The 26,144-nt window shown below is 64.6% G+C and carries 22 protein-coding genes; 16 read left to right on the top strand and 6 right to left on the bottom strand.

Going from position 1 to position 26,144, the window contains the following annotated elements:
• Positions 1 to 132: 132 nt before the first annotated feature.
• Positions 133 to 795, bottom strand: coding sequence for an adenylyl-sulfate kinase (gene cysC, locus G3480_RS17360; protein WP_164655151.1), 663 nt, complete (start codon positions 793 to 795; stop codon positions 133 to 135).
• Between the two features lie 97 nt (positions 796 to 892).
• Here cysC and G3480_RS17355 point away from each other — a divergent pair, with 97 nt between their 5' ends.
• Positions 893 to 1,078, top strand: coding sequence for a hypothetical protein (locus G3480_RS17355; protein WP_164655150.1), 186 nt, complete (start codon positions 893 to 895; stop codon positions 1,076 to 1,078).
• Positions 1,079 to 1,225: 147 nt separating this feature from the next.
• On the opposite strand, the gene G3480_RS17350 is transcribed toward G3480_RS17355, so the two are convergent.
• The 5 genes from G3480_RS17350 to G3480_RS17330 form a co-directional block, all read right to left on the bottom strand.
• Entirely contained in the window at positions 1,226 to 2,455 is a 1,230-nt protein-coding gene (locus G3480_RS17350) for an FHA domain-containing protein (protein WP_164655149.1), read from the bottom strand.
• Positions 2,456 to 2,727: 272 nt separating this feature from the next.
• On the bottom strand, positions 2,728 to 3,384 hold the full coding sequence (locus tag G3480_RS17345; protein ID WP_164655148.1) for a response regulator: 657 nt from the start codon (positions 3,382 to 3,384) through the stop codon (positions 2,728 to 2,730).
• Entirely contained in the window at positions 3,357 to 4,856 is a 1,500-nt protein-coding gene (locus G3480_RS17340) for a CHASE sensor domain-containing protein (protein WP_164655147.1), read from the bottom strand. The genes G3480_RS17345 and G3480_RS17340 overlap by 28 nt, the downstream gene beginning before the upstream one ends.
• Positions 4,853 to 5,422, bottom strand: a complete 570-nt coding sequence (locus G3480_RS17335) for a YfiR family protein (protein WP_164655146.1) — start codon at positions 5,420 to 5,422, stop codon at positions 4,853 to 4,855. Before G3480_RS17335 ends, G3480_RS17340 begins: the two co-directional genes overlap by 4 nt.
• Positions 5,423 to 5,428: 6 nt before the next feature.
• Positions 5,429 to 7,516, bottom strand: a complete 2,088-nt coding sequence (locus tag G3480_RS17330; RefSeq protein ID WP_164655145.1) for a TonB-dependent receptor plug domain-containing protein — start codon at positions 7,514 to 7,516, stop codon at positions 5,429 to 5,431.
• 599 nt (positions 7,517 to 8,115) lie between these two features.
• Between G3480_RS17330 and G3480_RS17325 the strand changes: the two genes are divergently transcribed.
• The 15 genes from G3480_RS17325 to G3480_RS17255 all read left to right on the top strand — a co-directional run.
• Entirely contained in the window at positions 8,116 to 8,472 is a 357-nt protein-coding gene (locus G3480_RS17325) for a hypothetical protein (RefSeq protein ID WP_164655144.1), read from the top strand.
• Between the two features lie 144 nt (positions 8,473 to 8,616).
• The gene (locus G3480_RS17320) at positions 8,617 to 8,997 is read left to right on the top strand and encodes a CPBP family glutamic-type intramembrane protease (RefSeq protein ID WP_164655143.1); all 381 of its coding nucleotides are present in this window, start codon (positions 8,617 to 8,619) and stop codon (positions 8,995 to 8,997) included.
• A gap of 180 nt (positions 8,998 to 9,177) precedes the next feature.
• Entirely contained in the window at positions 9,178 to 9,822 is a 645-nt protein-coding gene (locus G3480_RS17315) for a Uma2 family endonuclease (RefSeq protein ID WP_420824627.1), read from the top strand.
• A 289-nt stretch (positions 9,823 to 10,111) separates the two neighbouring features.
• A complete protein-coding gene (locus G3480_RS17310; protein WP_164655142.1) occupies positions 10,112 to 10,651 on the top strand; it encodes a hypothetical protein in 540 nt (179 codons plus the stop codon).
• A gap of 121 nt (positions 10,652 to 10,772) precedes the next feature.
• Positions 10,773 to 11,264: a hypothetical protein gene (locus G3480_RS17305; RefSeq protein WP_206171766.1), complete on the top strand. Its 492-nt coding sequence runs from the start codon at positions 10,773 to 10,775 to the stop codon at positions 11,262 to 11,264.
• 99 nt (positions 11,265 to 11,363) lie between these two features.
• On the top strand, positions 11,364 to 11,762 hold the full coding sequence (locus G3480_RS17300) for a DNA breaking-rejoining protein (RefSeq protein ID WP_164655141.1): 399 nt from the start codon (positions 11,364 to 11,366) through the stop codon (positions 11,760 to 11,762).
• A 113-nt stretch (positions 11,763 to 11,875) separates the two neighbouring features.
• A complete protein-coding gene (locus G3480_RS17295) occupies positions 11,876 to 12,217 on the top strand; it encodes a lysozyme inhibitor LprI family protein (RefSeq protein ID WP_164655140.1) in 342 nt (113 codons plus the stop codon).
• A gap of 140 nt (positions 12,218 to 12,357) precedes the next feature.
• Positions 12,358 to 12,684 carry a hypothetical protein gene (locus tag G3480_RS17290; RefSeq protein ID WP_164655139.1) on the top strand — a complete coding sequence of 109 codons (327 nt, stop codon included), beginning with the start codon at positions 12,358 to 12,360 and terminating at the stop codon, positions 12,682 to 12,684.
• Positions 12,685 to 12,768: 84 nt separating this feature from the next.
• Positions 12,769 to 13,800, top strand: coding sequence for a L,D-transpeptidase (locus tag G3480_RS17285; RefSeq protein WP_164655138.1), 1,032 nt, complete (start codon positions 12,769 to 12,771; stop codon positions 13,798 to 13,800).
• Positions 13,797 to 14,186 (top strand): hypothetical protein, encoded by a 390-nt coding sequence (locus tag G3480_RS17280; RefSeq protein ID WP_164655137.1) that lies wholly within the window; start codon positions 13,797 to 13,799, stop codon positions 14,184 to 14,186. The genes G3480_RS17285 and G3480_RS17280 overlap by 4 nt, the downstream gene beginning before the upstream one ends.
• Before the next feature lie 83 nt (positions 14,187 to 14,269).
• On the top strand, positions 14,270 to 14,830 hold the full coding sequence (locus G3480_RS17275) for a hypothetical protein (protein ID WP_164655136.1): 561 nt from the start codon (positions 14,270 to 14,272) through the stop codon (positions 14,828 to 14,830).
• A gap of 23 nt (positions 14,831 to 14,853) precedes the next feature.
• On the top strand, positions 14,854 to 15,159 hold the full coding sequence (locus tag G3480_RS17270; protein WP_206171765.1) for a hypothetical protein: 306 nt from the start codon (positions 14,854 to 14,856) through the stop codon (positions 15,157 to 15,159).
• A gap of 301 nt (positions 15,160 to 15,460) precedes the next feature.
• Positions 15,461 to 21,427, top strand: coding sequence for an IPTL-CTERM sorting domain-containing protein (locus tag G3480_RS29010; protein ID WP_164655135.1), 5,967 nt, complete (start codon positions 15,461 to 15,463; stop codon positions 21,425 to 21,427).
• Positions 21,428 to 21,624: 197 nt separating this feature from the next.
• A complete protein-coding gene (locus tag G3480_RS17260) occupies positions 21,625 to 23,154 on the top strand; it encodes a response regulator (protein WP_164655134.1) in 1,530 nt (509 codons plus the stop codon).
• 132 nt (positions 23,155 to 23,286) lie between these two features.
• Positions 23,287 to 26,144, top strand: a 2,858-nt coding sequence (locus G3480_RS17255; protein ID WP_164655133.1) for a transporter substrate-binding domain-containing protein, incomplete at its 3' end; no start/stop codon positions are given.

Raw genomic sequence — 26,144 nt, 5'->3', positions numbered from 1 at the left:
CGGATCAATCCCCGCGTCATCAAACAAAAGATGAGCAAATGGCCCAAGAAGCGGGCGCACCACCGACATCCTCCTCAACCGACCCAACCCTTCGAGGAGAGCATTGTGCTGTGCCATTGAACGGTATTGCGCCTAAGCCTTGGCGCCGATGATGCCCTGCGTCTTCAAGTAGTGAATGACCTCGTCGGCGAGGGCGTCCGGGGTCTTCTCTGCGGCCTGCAGCACCAGCTCGGGTGCGGATGGGGCCTCGTAGGGATCGTCGATGCCAGTGAAATTCTTGATCTCGCCGGCACGCGCCTTCTTGTACAAGCCCTTGGGGTCGCGGCTCTCGCACACCTCCAGGGGGGTATCGACGAAGATCTCGATGAACTCGCCGGCGTCCATGGTGCGGCGAACGCGGTCCCGGTCCTGCCGATAGGGGCTGATGAAGGCCGTCAGCGCAATGATGCCGGCTTGCGAGAAGAGGTGGGCGACGGCGCCGATGCGCCGGATGTTCTCCTCGCGATCCATGGCCGTGAAGCCGAGTCCGAAGCGCTCGGCAAAATCATCGCTGTGGGCTCCCTTGAGCATCCCCGGGCCGGCGTTGAGGGCGTGGCGCACATTGTCGCCGTCGAGCACGGCGCTGTGAAGACCCATCTGGTGGAGCTTGTGGTCCAGGGTGTTGGCAACCGTGCTCTTTCCTGATCCACTCAGACCGGTGAACCAGATGACGCAGCCCTTGTGGCCCTTCATCGACTCCCTGAGCGATCTCGATACCTGATGCTCGTGCCAGGTGACATTGGTGTCATTCGTCATTGCGAATCGTCTTCTCTTCTGGTGATCGCCGACTGTTTCTGCGGCGGTGTTGCTACGAAAAGACGCCCGCGCCGAGTCTTCGTCGCCGCGGGCATCCATGACGAGTCTGCCAGACCCACACCGCATCAGTGCTCGCCACGCACCCCAAGCGCCGATCTTTCGGACGCGCGGCCTGACTCGGGTCTATGCGATCGGAGAGGTGAGCGTTCAGGCCCTGCGCGGGTTGGACGTCGACCTCTCTTCGGGTGAGCTGCTTGTGCTGCTCGGTCCCTTGGGTGTGTAAGTCTACACTGCTCAACATCCTCGATGGTCCGGATGCGTCTTCCAGCCCATGCGAATGGCGCTGACTGCATCCGGACTGGGAGATCCTGGAAGGGGTGCCCATCCACCAGCGCGCTGAGGCCGATGCTCAATCTGCTGACGGGGCGAATTAGGCGCTTTTCTTGGCAGCGCCGGCGAGGATGAGTCGCATGCGATTCTGATCGATGGCGATGGCGTCACCATCTGCAAGCACTCTGCTCTGCACGCGCTCGTTGTTGACGTAGACGCCGTTGGTACTCTTGAGATCCTCGATCCTGAGTCCCTGTTCGGTTTGGCTCAGCTTCGCGTGGTAGCGGCTCACCCGGAGGTCCCGAATGCAGATGTCATTGTCACTTGAGCGGCCGATGGTGATGGTTTCCTTGTCGATAGGTAGCTCGAGATCGCGGTTGAACTCAAGGATGAGGCGGGACCTCTGTGACTCGCCATTGGTCTGGTCGGAGCCATTCCGAGCAGGGTTGCGCGGAGTTTCCCATTGCAGGGCGTTGAATGTTGTCTGCACCAGTTCGGGTGTGATGCGACGGATTTGACCCAGGCAGGCATTGAAGAGGACGAAGTCGCAGAGCGTATTGATGAGCCGAATGCTACCGCCCGTTAGCATGTGGATGCGCGACATGGCGCGCTCACTGAATGGATTGCGCTCCGCCTGGGCGACGTGGAAAATTTGGTAGTCGATATAGGCGCTGGTGTCGGCCTGTGCGAGCGGGCGCAGATAGGTCTGGAAGAGGACCAGGCGTTGCACCTTCTCGAGACCTGAATGAGCGAGCGTGTGCTCGAAGCCATCCTGTCCAATCAGCACGACGAATAGGTGGCGCAGTGTCGCCCGTCCCTCAGCATCTTCCTGCTGAAACAGGCTTGGGAGCAGCTTGAGGATCTCTGGTTTGAGGTTTTGCGCCTCGTCGATCACGAGAACGAGAGGCCGGCCAGCTGCATTCTCTGCATCCACCGCCTCAAGGAAGCTTTCGATCATGAGTCTCTTGTCGAGGCCCTCCGGATCGAGGTCGAGGCCATGCAGCAGGATTTGCAGAAAATCGTTCTCTGCGAGCATGGTGCGGTTGATTTTGACGATGCGGATAGCGTCGTCGAGTCGGTCGATCACGTGGTTGACTAGGGTCGTCTTACCGGATCCTGGCGCGCCATTGACGACGAGTGCACCGCCCTGGGCGCCTGCCAAAACTGCCTCGATCTGGGCGAGGGCCGTGCCCAATGCGTCACTGAGATAGGGCTGTTCAACTTCTGAGTTGTTGCGGAAAGGCGGGGCGCTCAGACCATAGAAGTCGAGGTAGTTGAGCTTCCCAATCGAGGCGATGCGTGACTGGGTGGAAAGCTCGCTCTTGGCCATGCCGGATGCCATTGTCTCAGTGCTACATCAATGTGAAGGCGTGGTCGGAATTGTAGCAGCATGAAGCATCTATGCGAGATTTCAGGTGACAAAACGACGACCAGTCACGCCGAAAGTACGAAACTTGTGAGCCATGAATCAACTTTGGATGTGCTCGGTCGCGGCCGCATTTTTGTGCCTTCATGGCGAGCGGACCGAATGAGTTAGACGCGCATCTTGGAGTCGCCCTTGGCGGGCTGGGCGCCAACGACCTTTCTCACGCTTGGCGCGGTTTAATTCAGTGGCGTAAGCCCTGTCCGGAATGCGAGCTTGATGAGTCCCGCCAGGCTGTCGACCCCGAGCTTCTGCATCATGCGGGCGCGGTAGGTCTCGACGGTCTTGGCGCTGATACCGAGTGCTTCCGCGATCTCCTTGGTACGCACGCCTTCCACCATCAGGCGCAGTACCGCGAGTTCGCGCTCGCTCAGCAGGTTCAAGTCGCGTTCCGCGTGATCTTGGGGATCTGGCGTCAACGACCGCTCGATCAAAGGGCTGACATAGATTTCACCGCGCAAGACCGCATGAATGGCCTCGACCAGCTCGGCGCTTGCCTCGTTCTTCAGCACATAGGCGGCCGCGCCGGCCTCGCTCATGAGACGTCGATAATGGGCGTCGCTGTACATCGACAGCGCCACGATGCGCGTCCCCCTTGAGATCTCGCGAATCGCGTGGGCCGCCTCGATACCGCTCATCGTCGGCATCGCCACATCCAGAATGGCGATGTCCGGCTGCAATTCGCCCGCCAGTCGCACGGCCTCGGCCCCGTTCGCGGCCTCCGCCAGCACCTGCCAGCCTCGCTGTTGGCCCAGCAGGAGCGATAGCCCCTCGCGAAAGAGTGCGTGGTCATCACAGAGGATCAGCGTCAACCTTGTCTCTTGATCTGCTGGCATCTCTCGAACTCCTGGCTGCGATGCTGTTGCCCCTCGGCTGCCCTCGCCGTGTCGTCGGCAAAGGCACCGCGCGGCAAGCCGATGCGTGCCCGCGTGCCGGGATCCATGGGCATCAGCTCCAATGTGCCGCCGAGCAGTCCCAGGCGTTCACGCACGCTGTAAAGACCATAGCCCGAGCGATCTTGCGCCGGGATCGCGGGTGCATCGTCCGCGAGACCGCAGCCGTTGTCCTCGACGCTGATCGCAAACCCCTCGCGATCCGCCATCAACCGAATGGCGCCCTGGCTCGCCCCGGAATGCTTGATCAGGTTGTACACCAGCTCGCGGGCGCATTGGAAGAGGATCACGGACGCATCCCGGCCTGGATCGGGTTGGGGGCTGTCGATCGTGCAGATCATGCGAATCCCCCAGCGTTCCTCGGTGTTGGAGGCCAGCCAGTCGAGCGCGGCGGCCAACCCCTTCTGATACAGGATGGGTGGGCTGAGTTCGAATTGCAGTGAACGCAGTTCACCGATCGCCTCACGCATCAGCGCCAGCCCCGCCGCCAACTGCTGACACGACTCCTCATCCGCACCGCCAGCCTTGGCGCCGGCGGCGATTTGCAGTTGTGCCAGCGCCAGTTTCTGCATCGGGCTGTCATGCAGTTGGCCCGCCAAGCGCTGCTTCTCGGCCGCCTCCAACAGGGAGAGGTCCATCGCGAGTCGGCGCAGTTTTGCATTCGCCTCGCTCAGCGCCTCCGCGTGCCGACGCAGTGCCTCCTCGCGTTCCTCGATACGCCCGAGCATCAGATTGAAGTCGTGCACCAGTGTCGCGATCTCGTCGCCGGAATCGATCTCCGCGACCCGCAGGGTGACGTTCCGCTGCGCCGTGATCTCGCGCGTCTTGGCGGCCAGATTCAGGATAGGATGTGCGATGCGTCGTTGCAGCCGCAGGGCCGCCACGAAGGCCACCCCCAGCGTCAGCAGGGCCAGGAGACCACCGAACAGGGCATATTGCCGGAGCTGGTGCTGTAGCTCGTCGAGTTGGGCACGCAGGACGAGCCGACCGATGGGATGGCCGTCGAAACTCAGTGGCTGGGCGATCTCGACCTGGTAGGCGCCCAGCCAGGGCGGCGGCGGCTCGGTTGGCGAAGGCGCGGGCGCGGCGTCAGGTTCCGCCGCGCGATCGCGCGACCAACGCGCGAAGGGGAGGCCGTCGGCATCTTCGAGGATCGCCTCCTGGATCTGATATTCGCGCGCGAGCGTCGCCAGATAACGCTCCGCGGTCTCGGGGCTGTCGAACACCAGTGTCGACACGCAACTGTCCCCGATTACCGCCGCCAGGACCCGGAGATCGCGGAGAACATGGTCCTGGAACAGCTTGAGATCCATGAGCGCCGAGAGACCCGTGGCGATCGTCAGGGTGATGAGGGTCATCGACATGAGCGCCAGCAGCAGACGGGTGCGGATGGAGCGTGCGCGTTTTCGGCTCACGGCAGCACCCTCGCTACATCGTAGAGCTGCGAGGAGACCTTGAGTCCGCGCCCGGCGAGCGCGGCCGGGTTCATCTCGAAGCGCAGCCGCTGCCCCTCGCCGAGGATGTCCGGCTTCAGGAAGAAATTGATCGCGATCCCACGTCGCGCCAGTCCGGGGCTATCGCCGACCAGCAGGATGGGTTTGTTGGCAACGGCGGCCAAGAGACTCGGGAGCCGATCCTGGGCCGCCGCGCCGACGAAGAGGATCTGGCAGTCGCCGATCCGGTCCGTCGCCGAGATCTCCCGGATCGCGATCGACCGGTCCTCGGCTCGCCGGTGTTCGCGCTCCAGCGCGCGCAGCGCCTCGGCCAGTGGCGCATCGTCGAGCACCGCGATCACGAAAGGCGAGCCGGGAGCCGGGTCGGGCCAATCGATGAAGCGGGTGAAATTATAAAGATAGGCCACCTTGAGCGGCTCGACCGCCGTCTCCGCGACCGCCGGCGGCGCGGACAGCACCATCAGCATCGAGAGCAGGCACCGAATCAGCGCCCGGCGCAACAGGCCATCCAGCGGCTGGCTCGACATGGACTCTCAGAAGGCGTAGCCGAGGGTGGCCGTCAGGATGCGGCCGGGACCGATCAGGCCCCGCGCGAGGTTGGTCAGCTCGCTGGCCGGATAGCGGATCTCGGTATTCAGCAGGTTGGAGACGTTGAGCGCCGCGTAGACCCCCTGGCCGCTCGGCTCCCAACGCAGATTCAGTCCCAGATTCCAGGTGGCGGGCACGCGCTCGCCGAGGCGCTCGATCACGCCCGCGATCGGGCCGGTGACGAAATCCCAGTCGGACTCCATGGCGTCGACATAATGGGCATAGGCGGCATAGATGAAATCGCCACGCCGATAATCGGCCTTGAGCTTGACCAGCAGCGCCGGCGAGTAGCCAGGCTCCAGGTCGGAGCGCCGGTCATCGGTCTGCTGCCAGGTGGCGTCGAGACTCAGATTCACGCCCGGCCATGGCCGCAGCTCGGTGGTCCACTCCAGGCCGCGCGTGAGCCAGAGTCCGGAGTTGTCGTAGCCGATCCCATAGGCGCCCGTGGCGGGGTCCAGGGTCTGGATGGTGCGAACGATGCTGGAGGTGCGGTTCTGGAACAGGCTTGCGCTCAGGGTCCAGCGCGGCGCGGTCCGCACATAGTTCAGCTCGACCGTCTCGATGCGCTCGGGGTCGCTGATCCGGGTGCTATCTACATCCTGGGCGGCGTTGCCCCAGATAAGCTTGAGTACCTGGCTTGAGTCCAGGCTCCAGAGCGCGGCGACGCGCCCGTTGATCAGATTGCGGTCGCTGGTCGGCAGCGCGGTCTCGGTCAGCGTCCCGTCCAGTGCGTTGTATTGGGTGAAACGATAGGCCTCCGGGAGTTGCGTCAGCCGCGCGCCGCCCACCAAGCGTAGCGACTTGGTCAGGTCATAGCCGATCTCGGTGAACAGATCTTGTTGGTCAAGGGCATCGCTCTGAATGTCACGCACGATGATGGGAGGAGTCTGAGGCCGGTTGTCGAGGTGATCGAGCAACCGCCAGCGATAGCCGAAGAGCATGCTCAGCCGTTCGTCCGGCTGCCAGTGCAGATCGAACTCCAGCTCCCAGCGGCGCGCGTGCTGGCGCTGGCTCCCCTCGAGACCGGCAAAGAGCAAATCTAAACGATAGGCATCGTAGGTTTCCTGGCTGTGGATGCCGGTGAGACGCAGTCCCAGGTTGTCGCTGAAGCGGTAGGCATAGCCCAGCGCGGCATGCAGGGTCTTGAGACGCAATGCGCTGCCTTGGTCAAAGGGGGGGGTGAGGGCATAGATACCATAGTCCATCTCGCTGTAGCGGACGTCGGTGCTGAAACCGCGCCAGCCCGCCGACAGGTCCAGGCTCCCGCGCCGCTGCCAGAGATCGCCGTCCAGGTCGCGATGCATGGCCGGATCCAGGGCCGCGAGCTGCGCGGGACTCATCATGTCGGCATAGTCGCCGCCCAGTCCGTCGGTACGCCAGCCGCCGGCGTTGAGCACCAGGAACCCGTCCCGCGCGCGTCCCCCCAGGCGCGCGAACAACTGCCCGCTGTCGCGGCTGCCCGCGCTGACCGAGGCGCGCGGACCGGACGTGGCGAGTGAATTGGTGACGATGTTGATCACGCCGAGAAAGGCATTGTTGCCGTAGATCACCGACATCGGGCCTCGGATCACCTCGATGCGGTCGATGGACTCGACCGGGATGTTCAGTCGCGCGATCTCAGGCACCGAGAGCCCCTTCTGGCGCGAGGGGTGCTGCGGGATGCCGTTGACCAGGAACTGCACCCCGCCGCCGACCGTGCCCCGGTTGCCGATGAAGCGGTCCTCGGTGTTGTCGAGGATGAAGAAGCCCGGGACGTTGCGCAGCAGGTCCTCCAGGGTGACATAACCGTAACGGGCGATCTCCTCGCGGGTCAGGATGCTGACGCTCGCGGGGATGTTGCGGATTTGCTCGTCGCGTTTGCCGGCGGAGGCGACCTCGACCTGCAGGAGGTCGTCGAAGGGGAGGTCCAGGAGTTCGTCGGCGCGCGCGGGGCCGAAGGGGCAGGGGGCGGTCAGCAGCAGACCCAGTAAGGCCCATCCGGCTCGCGGCGCGCGGCCTGTCGTTGGGCGGCAAGCGGTTGGCTCAGTCGGCATCGGTCCGGGGTCCGGTCTCGGCTGTCAGGAATATCCCGACAGGAAGCTGCTGATTTTTCAAGGTGAACAAGAGCAATACCCCTATCACGTCGATCGGGGCAGTGTCATTGCGCCGGGTCAAGCGAGCCGGATCATGGGCCGTAGAGGCGGGTGCCCGAGAGGGCGCTCCGCCATGTCACCGCCTGGGAGGCACGCCGGCGTTGCACAACGCAGGTTGCGATCTCTGTGGGGTGTCGAGTCTGACCGGCGAAATGACGGAACCGCTCTCGCGTTGGGGGGGCGGGCATGTGCCCCGTCCCCAACTTTTTCGGTTCGTCTCGCAGGTGTGAATATTGAGCGCCAGAGGGGGCCGCGGGCAAAGTATCGCCGGGGAGTTGCGTCTATCGCCGTGTTGCTGTCGAGTCTGGCCGGCAACATCGCGACGCGGATTGACCGGCGAAAGCGCCGAACCGCTCGCGCGTTCCGCCCGACCCGGGCTGGAGGGTGAAGAGGCGCGGCCTGTCACGCCAGACGCGCCCGAGCCCACACAGCGATATCACGATCAATCATCAGCGAGGCGCTGATGTTCAGCGCGGGGTCGAGCCATGCAGCGTCCATCATTGAAACTTCACTCACTCCTGTTCGCCACCCCCCTGCTCGCCTGTGCCGCCGTGCCGGCCCAGGCGGCCATGGTCGAAGACCTCGACCTCGCGTCCTTCGAGGCCGGGCAGGGTTTACAGCAAGGGTTCGAGTCACTGGACCGCTTGGTCGCGCCGACCAGTTCCGGCGTCGCTCACGCGGATGGCCTGGATTTCACTTTAGCGCCGCCTCCGCCGCTGCGGCTCCAGCCAGCCATGCGTCCCGACCCTGGGACATCCATCACGACCCACTGGGGCCTGGCGGCGGTCTGGCTGTTCGGCTGCATGCTCTTCCTGAGCCTCCTCGGCCTGGTGGCGAAAGACCGTTGGTTGCGCTGAGCGGTGGTCGGCATCACCCGCTAGGTCCAGTGCCCTAGTGCACCAGTGCGGAAATTCCGATACCGTTTTCGATCGTTGTCGTTGTCGAGCTGACTCGCCGTTGGTCGCGTCGAACGACAACGACAACGACAACGACACCAATTCGTGCGCCGGTATACCGCCACCCCCATCGCCTTCATCGGCGTTCCGGCGCTGCTCTTCGCCGCCATGCACCTCGCCAATATCGCCGTTTTCCGCGGACGCTGGTATGTCCTATTGCCCTACCTTGTCTCGGCGCTCCTCTACGCCTGGTTCGCCTACCGCACGGGCGCACTCTGGATGGCCATCGGGCTGCATTGGGCCAACAACCTGGGCAACTCGGTCCTGGTCGGCACGGAGATCGATGTGATCCCCTCCCTGGCCCCGGTCATCATTGAGCATCCGTCCTCCGGTCTGGTCCTGGGGGTCACGGTCTTCAACGCGCTCATGACCTTCGTCATCCTGGAGGCATTGATCCGCGGAGGCGGCAAAGGCCGGATGCGATGAGCAGGCGTCCCGCATCTTTCGCGATTGATACGGTTCGTTCCTCACCGAATTCTACCGAGTTCGGACCGGCATCCACGTCGGTCGCCAAGGGTTCCGAGGCGCTGCGGCCTATCAGCAGGCCGACCAAGGATCCGTGCCCTTCCAGTTGGTGCTGATGGACGACAGGATCAGGAGCTCAGGGTGGATCGCTATACTGGCACCAAACACACCAGGGAGTTTCGTGACATGCCTCGTCCCCTGCGCGACCCAGTCCGGCATACCTACGGCGAATACCGCGGATGGCCCGAGGATCAACGCCTCGAGCTGATCGAGGGTGTGGCGTACGCCATGGCGCCCGCCCCGACCCGACAGCACCAGCGGCTCGTCGGCGAGCTGTTCCGAGTCGTTGCCGATGCGTTGGAGGGAAGCGGCTGCGAGGTCAATATCGCCCCGTTCGATGTCCGGCTCCCGGACGGAGACGAAGCGGACGACGACATCGTGACGGTGGTCCAGCCGGACATCAGCGTGGTGTGCGATCCGTCCAAGCTCGATGACAAGGGCTGTCGCGGGGCGCCCGACTGGATCATTGAGGTGCTGTCGCCGGCGACCGCCGGCCACGATCAGGTGCGCAAGCTCCTGCTCTACGAGCGCCACGGCGTCAAGGAGTATTGGCTGGTCCATCCAATCGACCGCGTGGTGACCATGTATCGGCTGGAAGAGGGTGCCTACGGGCGCCCGGCGGTCTCCGAGCTGCAGGGTTGCTCGGCCTGTCGGGCCTGTCCCGGTGCGGAGGTCGCCTGGGAGCGCGTCGTCAAGGGGCTGCCCGCGACAGCTGGCGCTGGGTGAGCGGTCGCGCGATCCGAGGCGTTCTGCTCGCTCCGCGGCGGCGGCACACGGGGCCGACCCGCGTGGTTGGCCCAGTCACAGGCTCGCCGCTATCGCCAACGGACGTCGATGCGTGGTTGGAACTGGCCCCGACCAAGTCCTCCTCTGGATAGCAGGCCCGCCGGCGATACCCCGGCACCGATCACGCCTGTCAGGAATTGCCTGACAGGAAACTCCTGATTCTAGGCAGCCAATTCGCTCGGTATCCTTACGCCGACAAAGAAGAGAAGAAAGAAGAGAGAGAGGACAGATGAAGGGATCCGTCTCGCACACCTCATCGACCGCGGCCGCCGCGGCGTTCGTCCTGCTTTTGGGCTCAGCGTCGCTCTCGGCGAATGCCCCGAGCGACCTGGCCGATCTCGTCGGGGCACGCGGCGCTGGCGCCGAGACGGCGCTCGGCAACCGCGGATACACCTATGTGAGCAGGACCCGGGGTGTCCAGTATTGGTGGAACGCCCAGCGCCAGGCGTGCGTCGGAATCAAGGTGGCCGATGGCCGCTACCAGTCCGTCTCGGCGGCGCGGAGGTCGCAATGCCAACAGAGCGCCCATGGAGAGAGCGGCAGGCCGCCACCGGCGAGCAGCGCCGCGGAAACGGCCTGTATGACCGCGGTCAACAGCAATTACGGCGGCCGGGTCAAGGATATCAAGGTGGTCCGCTCCGAGTTCTCGCAGGCCAACTCCGAGGTGATCCTGGACGCGGTGGGGGTCCGCGGCGGGTCGAGGACCGAGCGTTGGCGTTGCCTCTCCTCGAGCAAGGGACAGGTGGCCGACCTGAGCGTCGTGCAGTGATGCGAATCGATAACCCCAAGGCGGGCTGCGATGCCGGACGGGGTGTCTCAAGGCGGGACGGGGTTTGCAACCCCGTCCCGGACGTTGGCGACGGCGGCGCGGACCTGACGGAGTCTGATCGATGAACGGCGCAACCCCGAGGCGGGCGGACGCGGTGACCCGGCTGGAGGCCGCTTACGGCGGACCAAGCCAATCGGGCTTCGGCAGTGCCGTGTTCCGCCAGGTGCTGAAGGATGGCGACGATCTGACCCAGGCGGCGCTCTCGACCTACCGGACCTTCGTGGGCCAGCGGTGGCAGCGCTACGGGGAGGCTGCCTGGATGGGGCCTTGGCGAGCGGTCTATGCCCGCGAACCGAGCGCGAGGCCGGACATCGACACTGAGCTGCGGGGGATCGCCGACCCCGATGCCCGTCAGTCGGTGCCGATGATCTTGGACAACATCGAGGGAGCCGAGGCTGGCCGCGCCGCCTTGTCCGCGGTCTTCGACGACCCGACGGTGACCGAACTGCGCGTCTTCAACCTGGGGGACGGCGCGGCGATGTCGGGGTTGCTGGTGGCCGGTCGATGTGGAGACAGTGGCGAGACCACCTATCTCGTCTTTCTGATGGACTAAACCGCTCAGGAATTTCCTGATTTTATCCAATCAATGACTCAATTTGAACTTCACCACAGTCCAATCGGACTTCGCGCTCGCGGTCGCGGAGTGAGCAGCATGCAACTGATCGCGCGAACCCTTGCCATCCTGCTGCTCGTCGCCGCGCCGGCCTGGGCAGACGACATCCGCACCGAGCGAGTGCACTTCCACAAGGGCGCGAGCAGCGCCACGGTGAAGGGCACCCTGAAGGGCTACGACAGCGTGGATTATGTGCTCGGCGCGAGAGCGGGACAGTCCATGAACGTCAGCATGGCCACCGACAACACGGCCAACTACTTCAACATTCTCGCCCCCGGCAAGGCCGACGAGGCGATGTTCATTGGTTCCACATCGGGGAATCAGTACGAGGGAACCCTGCCGGCCAGCGGCGATTACAAGGTTCGCGTCTATCTGATGCGCAGCGCCGCGCGCCGCGATGAGGTGGCCAATTATCGCCTGGAGATGATCATCCAATAACAGTCTGGATCAAGACAGGAAGGATACGGCCATCAGGCCCCGATTCAGGTTCCATCGGCTGCCGGCGAAACCTTGGGCAGCACCATCAACATTCACTCCCGGAGAACATCTCGATGACCAAGAGCACCCTGACCCTGCTCGCCGCCAGCTGCCTGGCCGCACCGCTGTTCTCGCCGCTGGCCAACGCGGCTCACCCTAGCTTCGACTGTGCCAAGGCCACCCACGAGGTCGAGCAGCTCATCTGCAAGGACGCCGACCTTGCCGCCCTGGACCAGAGCCTTGCGGAACTCTACGCCACCCTGATGAAGCACACCCCGGCGAGCCAGCAGGGCGCGCTCAAGACCGAACAGCGTGGCTGGGTGAAGGGGCGCAACGACTGCTGGAAGGCCGATGACAAGCACGGCTGCATCAAGGCCGAGTACAAGTCGCGGATCAATGAGCTGAAGGACCGCTAACGAGGCTTGACCCTCGACGTTCAGCGCGTGACCGCGCCGACTCTGACCGTCGTCTTGCTGAAAGGGCCGCTCTAACCAAGAAAAACCCGCAAACCGCGCAAGGCGCGGTTTGATACTCAACCCACAACAGGAAACCATCCATGACAAGTCCCTTTCGCCCCCTCCTAATTGTCGCCGCGGCCACCAGCCTCGCCGCCTGCGTCTCCGACGGCGGCACCTATGATTCCGGTGCCGGCAGTGCCATGCGCCAGGCCAGCAGCGGCGCCGAGAGCGCCTGCATGAGCGCGGTAAACGGCAATTACGGCGGTAACGTCGGCACGGTGAAGGTAGCCAGCTCCGAGTTCTCGCAGGCCAATTCAGTGGTCATGGTGGACGCGGTCGGCGTGCGCGGCGGGTCGCAGACCGAGCGCTGGAAATGTCTCGTCTCCAGCGACGGCGCGGTACAGGAACTCACCGTCGTGCAGTAGCTACACCGCAAATTCTGTCCCGATTGCAGGATGGGCAGAGCGAACGCGCGATGCCCATCGTCTTGACTGAAATAGGCGCTGACCATGATGCCGACATCGATCCGTTTTTCACTCTTTTTCCTGATTGCCAGCGCCTTGGCGCTCGAGGTGCTGGCCACACCCTTCTGGGGCGCGCACGAATCCGCCCCGGCCGAGACGCCCGTAGAGGCACTCGCCCCTGGCGAATTCATCTGGGAGAGCCGGCTGGAGCCGGAAGGGCCGCTGGTGGTCGTGGTAAGCCTGCCCGAGCAACGGGCCTACGTCTATCGCAACGGCGTGCGGGTCGGTGTCTCGACCATCAGCAGCGGCAAATCCGGTCACCAGACGCCGACCGGCGTCTTCACCATCCTGAACAAAGATCGCGATCATCACTCCAAGACCTACAACAATGCACCCATGCCGTTCTCGGAGCGTCTCACCTGGGACGGCGTGGCCCTGCATGCCGGCGGCCTGCCTGGCTATCCCTCCTCGCACGGCTGCGTGCACCTGCCGAGTGCCTTCGCCGAGCGGCTGTTCGCTATCACCCACAAGGGCACCACGGTCGTGATCGCCAATGAGGCCACGGCGCCGCGCGAGGTCGTGCATCCCGCCGTACTCTCCCCGGTCGACGCCATCACCGGCGCGCCGGACGATGCGCGCACCCTGGGCTTCGCCGAGGACTGGCGACTCGAACCGGACAAGGCGCCCTTCGGCCCGCTCACCCTGATCGTCAGCAGCGCCGATCAGCGTCTGATCCTGCTGCGCGACGGGGTCGAGATCGGCCGTGCGCGCATCCATGTCGAGGGCGGTTCCCGAAACCTGGGGACGCACGCCTACAGCCTGCTCTCGACCGCCGCGACCGGACACACCCGCTGGACGGCCGTCAGTCTGCCCGGCCATGCCGGCACGAGCGCGTCGCATGATCCAGCCAAGGACCAGGATCCGCTCGGGCGGATTCACACCCCGCGTGCATTCCACGAGCGTCTGCTGGCGCTCCTCGGGCCTGGCACGACCGCGCTGGTGACCGATGCTCCGGTCCTGGAGCACACCACGGGACACCGTCTCAAGGTGATCGCCACGGGACCAGATCAGGCGTGAGGCTCAGCCGGCCCGCCTGGCCACTCGCCGCCGGTTTCTTTCTGGTCTGGCTTTGCGTCCTCTACCTGGGCGCCGACCATCCACCGCCGCTCGGCTTCGCGTGGCTGGTGCTGCTCGATCTGGTGGCTGCTCTGTTGGTCTACCGGCGGGTGCCGACCTATGTCGACTGGCATGCCGCCCGCTGGCCCCACCGTGGCTTGCGGGTGTTGTGCGACGGCGCCTTGATAGGACTGGTCTTTGGAACCGCGACCCTGCTCCTGTCAGTGGCGAGGTTGGGCCGTGCGTTGCCATTGGACTGGGAGCCAGTCTTCACCTGGCTCCTCGTCCTGACCCTGGTGGGCGCCGCGAATAGCGCGCTCCTGTATGCCTTCATTGCTGGTGGATAGGAGGTCGGCGCGAGGAGACGCAGAGCAATGAGAATGTGGAGGAATTCAGCCGTTACCTTCGGCGCCTGACAAGGATACCGTGATTGACCGCGAGAAAAATCGACCACGAGCCGATCAGGCGACATGACGCCTCGCGAGCCAGATGCGGTATAGGCCTGATCGTCCTCGCCATGGGGACGGCGCTGCTCGGTTGCCAAGACAGGATCGGTGACGACGTATCCGCCGCCTCGCTCAGCCGGGACGGCTTCGCCAGGAACGCACGCGTGATAAGTCAGGTCGCTGGACGGGAGATCGGGGTCTGGGGATTCGTCGACCACGGCAACCTCTATGGCGACGCGGGCGCCAGGGCGATTCTCGGCGATTGGTGGAGCGGCGAGGGTCCAACGCCGACCACTTGGCGGTTCAACCTCAAGGCCCGCGAAAAGGATGCGACGGGGCAGTCCTTCCCGGTGCATGTTCCCAATGACCGGGGTCGCGATGAACTGCTTCGGGGGTTTGTCGCGGATGCCAGGGCGGGGAGGTCGACGCAAGTCTTTATCAAGGGTCGGCTCGTCATCTTCGACGCACCGACCAATGTCGCGCCGCTCATCGGCTTGAGACTGGAGCCAAGCTCGTCGCGCGATATTCGGCTTGAAGTTAAATGACCGGATGCGACGGAGGTTGATGAGTGAAACGGACCAGGAGTCGGCGACGGCTGTGCAGGCTGATGCCGGTTGTATTCGGAGTTCTGTACCTGCTGGCGCTCACCGTCTTTGTCGTCGGCACCTTCGGATTCTTCGGCCAGGTGCGCGATCCACTTTCGGGCGTCTCACTCATCCCGCTCGGCATGCCGTGGAATTGGATGATCGACCTGCTCCCGGAGCCGCTCTGGCCTTGGCTCGCGGCCGCGGCGCCCAGCATCAATCTCGGCATACTGTGGATGCTATGCCGGCTGGGACTTCGATCCAGCGCAGATGAACGCACATCATTCTAGATCTGGCAGTTGCCACCAGTCATTGTCGCGGTTGGATGCCTGACGGATCAGCAAGATTCGGAGCCGGAGAGGCCGGAGACATCAAAGCGTCAAGGCTCGCATCGTCCCAAACTCCAGCGCCTCCTGTCAGGAATTTCCTGACAGGAGTTTCCTGATACCTCAGCGCGAATTCAGTTGTTAATATCAGACCATTTTTGCCATGAGCGCATTCTATAAATTGTCGGCGTCCATGTGTGTGGTCCGCATTTCAACCCTCATCTATGCCGTCGAAATGGGTCAGTGAGTCACGATGAACCAAGCCATGAAAATGAGTCCTTACGCCTTCAGATTGGCCGCCGTGCTCGCGCTGCTCGCACTACTGCTCTCAACCGGCGCGCAGGCCGCCAGGAAGGGGCCGCCTTTCACGCAGGCCGACTGCGCGGACCCGACGCTGACGCTGGAGCTGAATACCCAAGCGGCCGTCGACAGCTTTCCATGCACAACCGTGGCGGGCGATCTCGAGATCTCGATAAGACGCGGTGAGACGATCCTCTATCTGCCGCTGGATCAGCTGACCCGGGTGGACGGGGAGCTGCTGCTGTCCTTTTCGAACATCGGCGCGCCGACCAGCCTCGACGGCCTCGTCAACGTGGCCCACGTCGGGTCACTGAGTGTCAAGGCGGACATCCCAGGCCAGCCCGACCAGCTCACCGATATCAGCGGCTTGGCGAGTCTCACCAGCATCGGACCCAGGAATTGCCAGCCGGCTTTAGATCCCGCAGATTGCTACACGACGCTCTCGCTCACATCGGACGAGATCACCCAGCTCCCCGCCTGGAACATCGCCAATGACTCCATTGAGGAGCTGAAAGTCATCGGGTTTCCACTGACGGATCCGGCCGAGTGGGACAGCCTGCCGGTTCCGTCACGGTCTCTCTCGCTGAGTCAGGTTGCCCTCGACACCAATCAGCCAGCGCAACTGGACACGCTGAAGCGGCTCACGTCGCAGGCACAAGGGACGGTTTTCCTGCAAGGTATCTCGAACCTCGTCGCCCTGCCGGCGATGCCGAACGCCGCAAGCCTCAGGTTGGCCGATGCGGCGCTTCCCGACCTCAGCGCGATCACCTCGTCGGCGTTCCCGGACCTCGACAGGATCTCGCTGGATGGTCTGGCGGGGATTTCGCCCGCCGAACTCGCGCCGATTCGGGACATCAACAACGTCAACCTGACAGGCATGACCGGACTCGGCGGCGCCAACCCGCTGGCGGGGCTCGCCGGCGGCAGCTTTCGCAAGCTGATCCTCCAGAGCATGTCCAGCGTGACGACGCTCACGGACCTGTTGTCGGTCACCGCCCTCGACAGCCTGCGGATTCGCGACATGGACGGGCTGACCAACCTGGCCGGGCTCGACAACCTGACGTCCATCGCCGACGAACTCTTCATCAACGAGTGCGATAACCTACAGAATGTAGATGCGTTCTCCAGCCTGGCGTCCATCGGGGGCGATCTGAGCGTCGAAAAAAACCCCGCCCTTCAGAATCTGGACGGACTCAGTGGCGCGAGCGGGACACTCCGCGAAGTCAACGTCTTCGCGAACCCCCAGCTCACCGACATCTCCGGGCTCGCTGGCATCACCGGTGTGAGTGAGACTGTCGCCGTCTTGCGCAACGCAGTCACCGAGTGCGATGTGCTGGTGAAGAGCCGGCTCAACCCGCAGCCTTCAAGGACCTATCTCGTAAACCCTGCGTGTGTATACGCCGCGCCGAGCCTCTCGAGTTCGGCCAGCGCACTCGACTTCGGCTCCGGCTCCATCGGCACGACCATCGACCGCAGCGTCACCTTCGAGAACAGCACCGGCTCCATCTCCACCACCGTCGACATCAGTGCCGTCTCCATCAGCGGCGACACGCTCGGCGAGTACAGCGTGCTCAGCGAGGACTGCACCAGCGGAGCGCTCACCGGTGGCAGTAACCGCAACGCCTGCACCGTGACCGTGCGCTATACCGTGGGCCAAGTCGGCGTCGATAACGCCCAGCTCGACATCACCTACACCACCTCCGAGAACGGCACTCCGCAGAGCTACCCGGTGACGCTCACCGGGGCCGGCACCGGCGTCTCTGGCGCCCAACTGAGCCCCAACACCAACCTCGACTTCGGCAAGGTCGAACTCGGCGCCAGCAAGACCGACACCATCACCATCGACAACAGTGGCGGCTCCGGCCCGCTCACCGTCACCGCGCTCAAGGTCAAGGGCGGCGACTTCAAGCTCACCAACAACAGCTGCGGCGACACCTACCCGCAGTCCGTGCCTGTCGGTAGCCAATGCCTGGTCACCATCCGTTTCACGCCGAGCGCGCTCAATGCCCGCGCCAGCCTCTTCACCATGGAGTCCAACGGCGCCACCTCGCCGGACAACGTCAATCTGATCGGTGTCGGCGTTGAGCCGCCGGCGCCGCTGCCCAACACGACCAGTCTCGACTTTGGCGATGTCCCCGTCGGCACCACCAGTGCGCGGCAGTTCGTGGTTGTCAAGAACGCGAGCCCGATACGCAGCCTGCCGCTCGGGCAGCTCAGCGCCAGAGGCGACTTCGCCGTGCAATCCGACACCTGCTCTGGCGCGACTCTCCCGCCAACTCCACAAGCCGGCTCACTCTGCGTCGTCTACGTCACCTTCAACCCCACCACGACCGGCACGAGCACCGGCACCCTCACCATCCCCGGCGCCAGTGGCTACCCCTCGGCCAGCGTCGCGCTGTCCGGCAACGGCCTGCAGCCGGCGACCCTGACGGCGGCGCCGACCAACCTCGCCTTTGGCACCCAGACCAGCCCGTCCACCCTAAGCGTCACCGTCACCAACATCGGCGCTGCCGGTCAGGATGCCCAGATCGGAACTGCCAGCGTCACCGGGACCCTGACCCCGCAGCAGTTCGCCATCGACACCGACGCCTGCTCCGGAACCACCTTGGCCGGTCAGGGGACCTGTCAGATCAGCGTCACCTTCGACCCCTTCCAGGCGGGCGCCGATACCGGCACGCTCGAGATCCCCTACAACAGCGGCCAAGTGCTCAGCGTCGCGCTGTCCGGGCGCGGCGGCGACCCGGTCGACTACGTCACCCCCGCCAGCCTGTCCTTCGGCAATGTCCCGGTTGGCGACACCTCAGCGCCGCAGACCGTGACCGTCACCGACAACAGCGGCATCGCCCTCGACATCGCCTCGGTGAGCGCCCAGGGGTCGGGTTTCTTAGTGCAGAACGATAGCTGCACCGGCACCACCGTGAATCCGGGTGGCAGCTGCAGTTTCGAGGTCACCTTCACTGCCCTCGGCGTCGGTCATGTGGTGAGCACCGTCGAGGTTCGCTCCAACAGTTCCAGTTCGCCCGACGAGGTCATCGTGGATGGCTTCGGCGCGACACCGCTGATGATCACCGCCACGGTCGCGAGCGGCAGTGGCACGGTCAGCTGCACCCCAAACACGGTCACAGCCGGAGGCAGCAGCACCTGCACGGCGGTCCCGGCGTCTGGCTACCAGGTGCTGCAGTGGAGTGGGGATTGCGCGAGCGCCGGCAGCAACGCCCAGTGCGCCCTGAGCAACATCCAGGCTGACCAGACCGCCACCGTCAGCTTCGTGCCGATTCCGTCGAGCACCTACAGCGTCAGCGCCACGGTCGTGGGCGGAAATTATGGGGTCGTCAGCTGTCTGCCCAATAGTGTCTTGGCCGGCGGAAACAGCGCTTGCTACGCCGTTCCCTATGCCGGCTTCCAGGTCCAGAGTTGGGGCGGCGCCTGTGCGTCCGCCGCCAGCAACGCCCAGTGCACCCTGACCAACATCCAGGCCAACCAGGTCGCCACGGTCAGCTTTGAACTGATCCCGACCAACAGCTACAGCGTCACGGCCACGGTCGTGGGCGGAAATTATGGGACCGTCAGCTGTCTGCCTAATAGTGTCCTGGCCGGCGGCAACAGCACCTGCTACGCCGTTCCCTATGCCGGCTTCCAGGTGCAAAGCTGGAGCGGTGCCTGTGCCGCGGCGGGCAGCAATGCGCAGTGCACGCTCACGAAGATCCAAGCCGACCAGGTCGCCGCCGTCAGCTTCGAGTTGATCCCGACCAACAGCTACAGCGTCACGGCCACGGCCACCGACGCCAACGGCTCCGTCAGCTGTCTGCCCAATACGGTCCTGGCCGGTCAGAGCAGCGTCTGCTACGCCGTCCCCCATGCCGGCTTCGCGGTCCAGAGCTGGAGCGGCGCCTGCGCCGGCGCGGGCAGCGCCGGGCAGTGCGACCTGACCAACATCCAGGCCGACCAGGTCTCGACGGTCAGCTTCCAAGCGCTGTCGCTGCCGACCTACAGCGTCACGGCCACGGTCAGCGGCGGCAACGGCACGGTCAGTTGCGCCCCCGCCAGCGTGAACAAGGGCGACAGCAGCAGCTGCACCGCCGTCCCCGACGTGGGCTACCAGGTCGCCGCTTGGACCGGGGCCTGCGCCAGTGCCGGCACCAACGCCCAGTGCTATCTCGGCAAGCTCCAGAAGGACGCCGTCTCCACCGTCAGCTTCAGCGCCATCGCGGCCAACAGCTACAGCGTCAGCGCCACCGCCATCCTGGGGCACGGCGCGGTCAGTTGTACGCCCGCCACGGTCGCGAGCGGAGGCAGCAGTACCTGCACCGCCACCCCCGATACCGGTTATCAGGTGCAGCACTGGGGCGGCGCCTGTGCCGCCTGGGGCAGCAACGCCCAGTGCTACCTGAGCAAGATCAAGGCCGATCAGGCGGCCACCGTCAGTTTCGCGCTGCTGCCGCCCGCCACCTACAGCGTCAGCGCCACGGTCAGCGGCGGGCAGGGGTCCGTGAGCTGCATCCCTGGCACGGTCACGGCCGGCGGCGCCAGCCGTTGCACCGCCGTGCCCGACGCGGGCTACCAGGTCGCGAGCTGGAGCGGCGCCTGCGCGGGCGCCGGCAGCGCCGCACAGTGCGACCTCACCGGCATCCAGAGCGACCAGAGCGCCACGGTCAGCTTCGTCGCGCTCGCCGTTCCGAGCTTCAGCGTCAGCGCCAGCGTCGCCGCCGGCAATGGCACGGTGAGTTGTAGTCCGAGTCCGGTCCCGCAGGGCGGCAGCAGCAGTTGCACCGCCATCCCAGCCCCCGGCGATCAGGTCGCCGGTTGGACCGGTGCCTGCGCGGGCGCCGGCAGCAATGTGCATTGCGCCCTGACCAACATCCAGGCCGATCAGACCCCCACGGTCAGCTTCGCCCCGATCCCGCTCGGCAGCTACAGCGTCACCGCCAGCGTCGCGCTCGGCCAGGGTGCGGTCAGTTGTACGCCCGCCACGGTCACGGCCGGTGGCAGCAGCACCTGTACCGCCATCCCCGGCACCGGCGACCAGGTGCAAAGTTGGGGCGGCGCCTGCGCCGCCTGGGGCAGCAACGCCGCCTGCTACCTGACCAAGATCAAGTCCGACCAGGTCGCGACGGTCAGCTTCGCGCCCAGGTTGCCGGCCAGCCACAGCGTCAGCGCCACCGTCAGCGGGGGTCATGGCACGGTGAGCTGTACGCCGAGCAGCGTCACCAAATACGACGCCAGCACCTGTACCGCCGTGCCCGAGGCTGGCTATCAGGTCGAGCTCTGGAGCGGCGCCTGCGCCGGCACAGCCCCGCACAATCCCCAATGCTACCTGACCAAGATTGAGAAAGACGCCCTCTCCACGGTCAGCTTCGTCGCCTTGCCGGTGAACCACTTCGCCGTCAGCGCCACGGTGGTGGGCGGTCACGGCACCGTCAGTTGCACCCCCGCCAGCGTCGCCGCGGGCGGCGCCAGCAGCTGCACCGCCGTCCCCGAGGCGGGCTATCAGGTCGCGCATTGGGACGGCGCCTGCCTGCTCGCCGGTCAGAACGCGCAGTGCAACCTCGCCAACATCCAGAGCGACCAGACCTCGACAGTCGCCTTCGCGCTGATGGCGCCCGCCACCTACAGCGTGACGGCCACGGTCGTCGGTGGTCATGGCGCGGTCAGTTGCACGCCCGCCAGCGTCAGGGTGGGCGGCGGCAGTACCTGCACTGCCAATCCGGACCAAGGCTATCGCGTCGGCGCTTGGAGCGGCGACTGCGCCAGTGCCGGCGGCAACGCCCAGTGCGTCCTAAGCAACATTCAGCGGAACCAAAATGCCACCGTCAACTTCCGGCTCGCGAGTCCTGGTGGCGCCGTGGCGGTTCCCGCGCTGTCAACTTGGGGGCTGGCGCTTCTGAGTCTGCTGATGCTGATGCTGGCGGCGCCTCGGCTTCGCCTGCGCTAATCACGCCCCGAGCGATCCCTCTTCGAGGCCCTTCCGTCCTCCGGCGGGGCTTCTTAGAGGGCTCAGCCTTCAATGAAGCGCGATCTTTAGCGCTGCCTTGCTGCTATGAGGTCGCGGGCGGTGACGTGACCCTGTCCGTCAGCCTGGGTCCGGACGGATCTGCCCCCCACAACCCAACAGAACATCGGGATCTCTTAATGATGATCGAGAAGACGATCCTCGTCGTCGACGACAGTCCGGCCAACATCGATTTGATCAAAGGGCTGCTGAAAGAGCGGTTCAAGGTCAAGGCCGCGACCAGCGGGGATCAGGCGCTGCGAATCGCGGCCAAGCAACCGCCGCCGGACTTGGTGCTGCTCGACATCATGATGCCTGGCGTGGATGGGTACGAGGTCTGTCGTCAGCTCAAGAGCGACGCCAGCATGCGTCATATCCCGGTCGTTTTCCTCAGCGGCAAGGTCAGCCCGGACGATCAACTCAAGGGGGTGGACGTCGGTGCCATCGGTTACCTGACCAAGCCAATCGAGGAAGACCGGCTGATGGAGACGCTGTCTGTGGTGTTCGACATGACGCCCGGATTGTCCGGCGCGCCAACATCCAACCGCGACGCGGCCGCGGACGCACGCCCGCCGGGTGAACCTGAGGGCGAGATTGATGGCGGGGGACCGCGCGACTCGCCGGGCGCGGAAGAGCAGGCTGTCATCTTGGTCGTCGACGATACCCCCGACAACATCGATGTGCTCCGCGGGGTGCTGCGCGATCGTTACAAGATCAAGGCCGCCGTGAATGGCGAGCAGGCGCTGCGGATCGCGACCAAGGAAACCCAGCTCAAGATGGTGCTGCTCGACATCATGATGCCGGGCATGGATGGCTATGAGGTCTGTCGCCAGCTCAAGGCCAATCCAGCGACCGCCAAGATCCCGGTGATCTTCATCACGGCCAAGAACCAGGAGGCGGACGAGCGCAAGGGCCTGGAGTTGGGCGCCGTGGATTACATCACCAAACCCATCAGTCCCAGCCTGGTGCTGGCGCGCGTGAGAACCCATCTGGCGCTGTTCAACCAGAACCAGCTCCTCGAGCAGAAGGTACGCGAGCGCACCGAGGAGCTGATGGATACGCGCATGGAGATCATTCGCCGTCTCGGGCGCGCGGCCGAGTTCAAGGACAACGAGACCGGTCTGCACGTTATTCGCATGAGTCATTACTCGCGGCTGATCGCCGCGGTGGTGGAGCGTGGCGACGACTGGTCCGAGCTGGTGTTCAATGCCGCGCCCATGCACGACATCGGCAAGATCGGCATCCCGGACCGGGTGCTGCTCAAGCCCGGCAAGCTCGACGAGCAGGAATGGGCGCTGATGCGCAGGCACCCCGAGTTTGGTGCCGACATCCTGGGTCGGCACGGCTCCGAGTTGATGCACATGGCCGCTGAGATTGCGCTCACGCATCACGAGAAATGGAACGGCAGCGGTTATCCGAGGGGCCTTGGCGGAACCGGGATTCCGTTGCACGGTCGCATCATCGCGATCGCCGATGTGTTCGACGCCCTGACGACCGAAAGGCCTTACAAGAAGGCCTGGTCCGTCGAGCGGGCGGTCGGCTTGATCGAGGAGGAAGCGGGAAGCCACTTCGACCCGGAGCTGGTCGAGATCTTCCTCGCGCTTCTGCCCGAGGTCCTGAAGATCAAGGAGACGTTCGCCGAGCCCGCGCATTCTGAACCCTCCGAGTAGCCCCATGGCTCGCGCCATGCTGCGACGGCATTGTTGGCCGCATTCGCCAATCCGCTGGGGCTGGCATTCAAGCCGCCAGGATCGGCTTGTGGTCCCCGCAACCCGCTCAACCCGCAAAGCGGAACCACGCAGATGATCGAAAGATGCGCACGACGACTGGGACTCAGATGGGGACTGGGACTCTTCTGGGGCCTCTTGCTGCTGGTGATGAGTGCGCCTATCCCGGCTCAAAGCGAAGCCGTTGGGCCGGATGCGGCCGATCTGGAATGGCTGGCCGAGTTCGTTCGCGACAAGGGCCGCATTCGGATCGGGGCGATGGACAACTGGCCACCGATCAGTTTCGTCGATTTCTACGGACAACCAAGCGGCATTGGCAAGGATCTCGTCGATAAGCTCAATGCGCAGCTCAAAGGGCAGGTCGAGCTGGTGTCCGGCCCCTGGTCGCAGATCTATCAGGATGTGCTGGCGGGAAAGCTCGACGCCATCATGGACATCACGCCCACGGCGTCCCGCCGTGAGCAGTTCGAGTTTACCGCCCCTTATCTCAGCATCCCCTATGTGATCGTTGCCCCCCGGGACGCACCCTACCTGGCGTCGGAAGCGGATCTGAAAGGCAAGCGCCTGGCGCTCGAGCGCGGTTTCTTCGACGCCGAAAGCTTGAAGACCCTGAATCCAGAGATTGAGATTGTCGAATACCCGGACTCCGCGGCGGCGCTGGATGCCGTTGCGCGTGGCGATGTCGACGCCTATGCCGGCAATCGGGCGGTGGCGGCTTACCTGCTCCAGCATGAGATGATCGCCAACCTGACGATCCATGGGCGTCTCGGCATTGGGCGCTCGGTGCTGGCGATCGGCGTTCCCAAAGGCAATAGCCGTTTGCGCGACATTCTGCAGAAGGCGCTGCGCGCCTTTGGCGAGAAAGGCATGAATGAGATTCTCGCCGCCTGGGTCAAGCAGGAGGTGGACGCGGAAGCGCGCATTGATCTGGACCCCGCCGAGGAACAATGGCTACAGAGCCATCCAGTGATCCGACTGGGGCTGGATCCGGCCTGGCCGCCCTTTGAGTTCGTCGACAATGCGGGTCGCTTCAGCGGCATTTCGGCCGGTTTCGCCGAAGAGGTCTCGAACCGGCTGGGCATTGAGATGGTTCCTGGCGGGCAAGCTACCTGGCACCAGGCCCTCGAGGCCATCAAGGCAGGTGACGTGGACGTCATGCCCATGGTCACTCCCACGGCCGAACGCCGTGCGTTCATGAACTTCACCCAGCCTTATCTTTCTTTCCCGGCCGTGCTGGTGACGCGCCGCGCCAGCGACTACCTGAGCGGGATCAAGGACCTCGAGGGGCGCAGGGTCGGGGTGGTCCGAGAGTATGTCACTCACGAGGGCCTGCTGCGGGATTATCCCGAGGTACGCGTCGCCCCCTTCGATTCCGTCGGCCAGGTGCTGGAAGCGATCGAGGGTGGTGACGTGGACGCGGGGCTGCTGAATTTGGCCGCGGCCAGCTACGAGATGGACCGTCTCCAGCTGCGCGATCTGAAGATTGCCGCGCCCACCGAGTACGAGTTCGAGCTGGCCATGGGAGTGCGCAAGGACTGGCCGGAGCTGTTGCCGATCCTCGACAAGGCCCTGGCAACCATCGATGACCGCACGCGGGTGGCGATCAAGAATCGCTGGATCAATCTCCAGGTCGAGTTGGGACTGGAGTGGCAACAGGTTGCGCTCTGGGGCGGGAGCGGTGCGGCGCTCCTGTTGGGCATCATCGGGCTGGTGACCATCTGGAACCGACAGCTCAATGGGCGGGTGCGCGCGCGCGAGGCGGAGCTGGAACTCCAGGCGCAAGATCTGCGCGAGCGTATCAAGGAGCAGACCTGCCTCTACAGCATGTCCTCCCTGCTCGAGCGCACCGCGCTGTCGCTGAAGGATCTGCTCGCCGAGGCGGTGGCGCTGCTGCCGCCGGGTTGGCAATATCCGGACATCTCCCGCGCGCGGATTCGCTACCGCGACATCGACGTGAGTACGCCGGGCTTTCGCCCCACCGCCTGGGTGCAGCAGGCCCCGATTCTGGTGCGCGGCGAGGAGGCCGGCATCATCGAGCTGGCCTACTTGGAACTCTGTCCCGACCGCGATGAAGGGCCATTTCTGCGCGAAGAGCGCACGCTGATCGACGAGCTAGCCCGCCAGATCGGCCGTGCCATCGAACGGCGACTCGATGAAGAGGACTTGCGCGCCTATAACGCCCGCCTGGAAAAGCGCGCCGAGTTGCTGTTGGAGTCTGTCACCGAAGGCGTCTTCGGCCTCGATGCCGAGGGCATGACCAGCTTCGTCAATCCGGCCGGCGCCCGCATGCTCGGCTACCGCGTCGACGAGCTGGTCGGCAAGCCGATGCACACGATGGTGCATGATCGCCAGCCCGACGGTATGCCCTATCCGCTCGAGCGCTGCCCGATGCACCGCTGCACCCAATACGGGGAGCCCTGCAGCATCGATGACGAAGTGATGTGGCGCAAAGACGGCAGCTGCTTTCAGGTTGAGTACAGCGGCGTCCCCCTGATCAGCGACGGCAAGCGGCTCGGCGCTGTGGTCGTGTTTCGCGACATCACCCAGCGCAAGCAGGCGGAACAGGAGTTGCGCATTGCCAAGGACGCGGCTGAGGAAGCCACCCGGGCCAAGTCCGACTTCCTCGCCAACATGAGCCATGAGATTCGCACGCCGATGAACGCCATCATCGGCATGTCGCACCTGGCGCTGCAAACCGAACTCGATCTCCGCCAGCGCAATTACATCGAGAAAGTCCATCGCAGCGCCGAGAGCCTGCTTGGCATCATCAACGACATTCTCGACTTCTCCAAGATCGAGGCCGGCAAGCTCGACATGGAGCGCATCGATTTCCGGCTCGAGGACGTCATGGACAACCTGGCCAATCTGGTCGGTCTGAAAGCGGAAGAAAATGGCGTCGAGCTGATGTTTCAGATTCCCGCCGAGTTGCCGAC

Origin of the sequence: Thiorhodococcus mannitoliphagus (assembly GCF_010915725.1) — a bacterium.
GTDB lineage: Bacteria > Pseudomonadota > Gammaproteobacteria > Chromatiales > Chromatiaceae > Thiorhodococcus > Thiorhodococcus mannitoliphagus.
The sequence above is the reverse complement of the archived record's forward strand: the minus strand, read 5'-3'. Positions and strand labels throughout refer to the sequence as shown.

Bases quoted from the DNA above. Each gene is read 5' to 3' on its own strand.
- cysC (WP_164655151.1), bottom strand. From the start codon at position 795: ATGACGAATGACACCAATGTCACCTGGCACGAGCATCAGGTATCGAGA.
- G3480_RS17355 (WP_164655150.1), top strand. From the start codon at position 893: ATGACGAGTCTGCCAGACCCACACCGCATCAGTGCTCGCCACGCACCC.
- G3480_RS17350 (WP_164655149.1), bottom strand. From the start codon at position 2,455: ATGGCCAAGAGCGAGCTTTCCACCCAGTCACGCATCGCCTCGATTGGG.
- G3480_RS17345 (WP_164655148.1), bottom strand. From the start codon at position 3,384: ATGCCAGCAGATCAAGAGACAAGGTTGACGCTGATCCTCTGTGATGAC.
- G3480_RS17335 (WP_164655146.1), bottom strand. From the start codon at position 5,422: ATGTCGAGCCAGCCGCTGGATGGCCTGTTGCGCCGGGCGCTGATTCGG.
- G3480_RS17330 (WP_164655145.1), bottom strand. From the start codon at position 7,516: ATGCCGACTGAGCCAACCGCTTGCCGCCCAACGACAGGCCGCGCGCCG.
- G3480_RS17310 (WP_164655142.1), top strand. From the start codon at position 10,112: ATGAAGGGATCCGTCTCGCACACCTCATCGACCGCGGCCGCCGCGGCG.
- G3480_RS17305 (WP_206171766.1), top strand. From the start codon at position 10,773: ATGAACGGCGCAACCCCGAGGCGGGCGGACGCGGTGACCCGGCTGGAG.
- G3480_RS17300 (WP_164655141.1), top strand. From the start codon at position 11,364: ATGCAACTGATCGCGCGAACCCTTGCCATCCTGCTGCTCGTCGCCGCG.
- G3480_RS17295 (WP_164655140.1), top strand. From the start codon at position 11,876: ATGACCAAGAGCACCCTGACCCTGCTCGCCGCCAGCTGCCTGGCCGCA.
- G3480_RS17290 (WP_164655139.1), top strand. From the start codon at position 12,358: ATGACAAGTCCCTTTCGCCCCCTCCTAATTGTCGCCGCGGCCACCAGC.
- G3480_RS17285 (WP_164655138.1), top strand. From the start codon at position 12,769: ATGATGCCGACATCGATCCGTTTTTCACTCTTTTTCCTGATTGCCAGC.
- G3480_RS29010 (WP_164655135.1), top strand. From the start codon at position 15,461: ATGAAAATGAGTCCTTACGCCTTCAGATTGGCCGCCGTGCTCGCGCTG.
- G3480_RS17260 (WP_164655134.1), top strand. From the start codon at position 21,625: ATGATGATCGAGAAGACGATCCTCGTCGTCGACGACAGTCCGGCCAAC.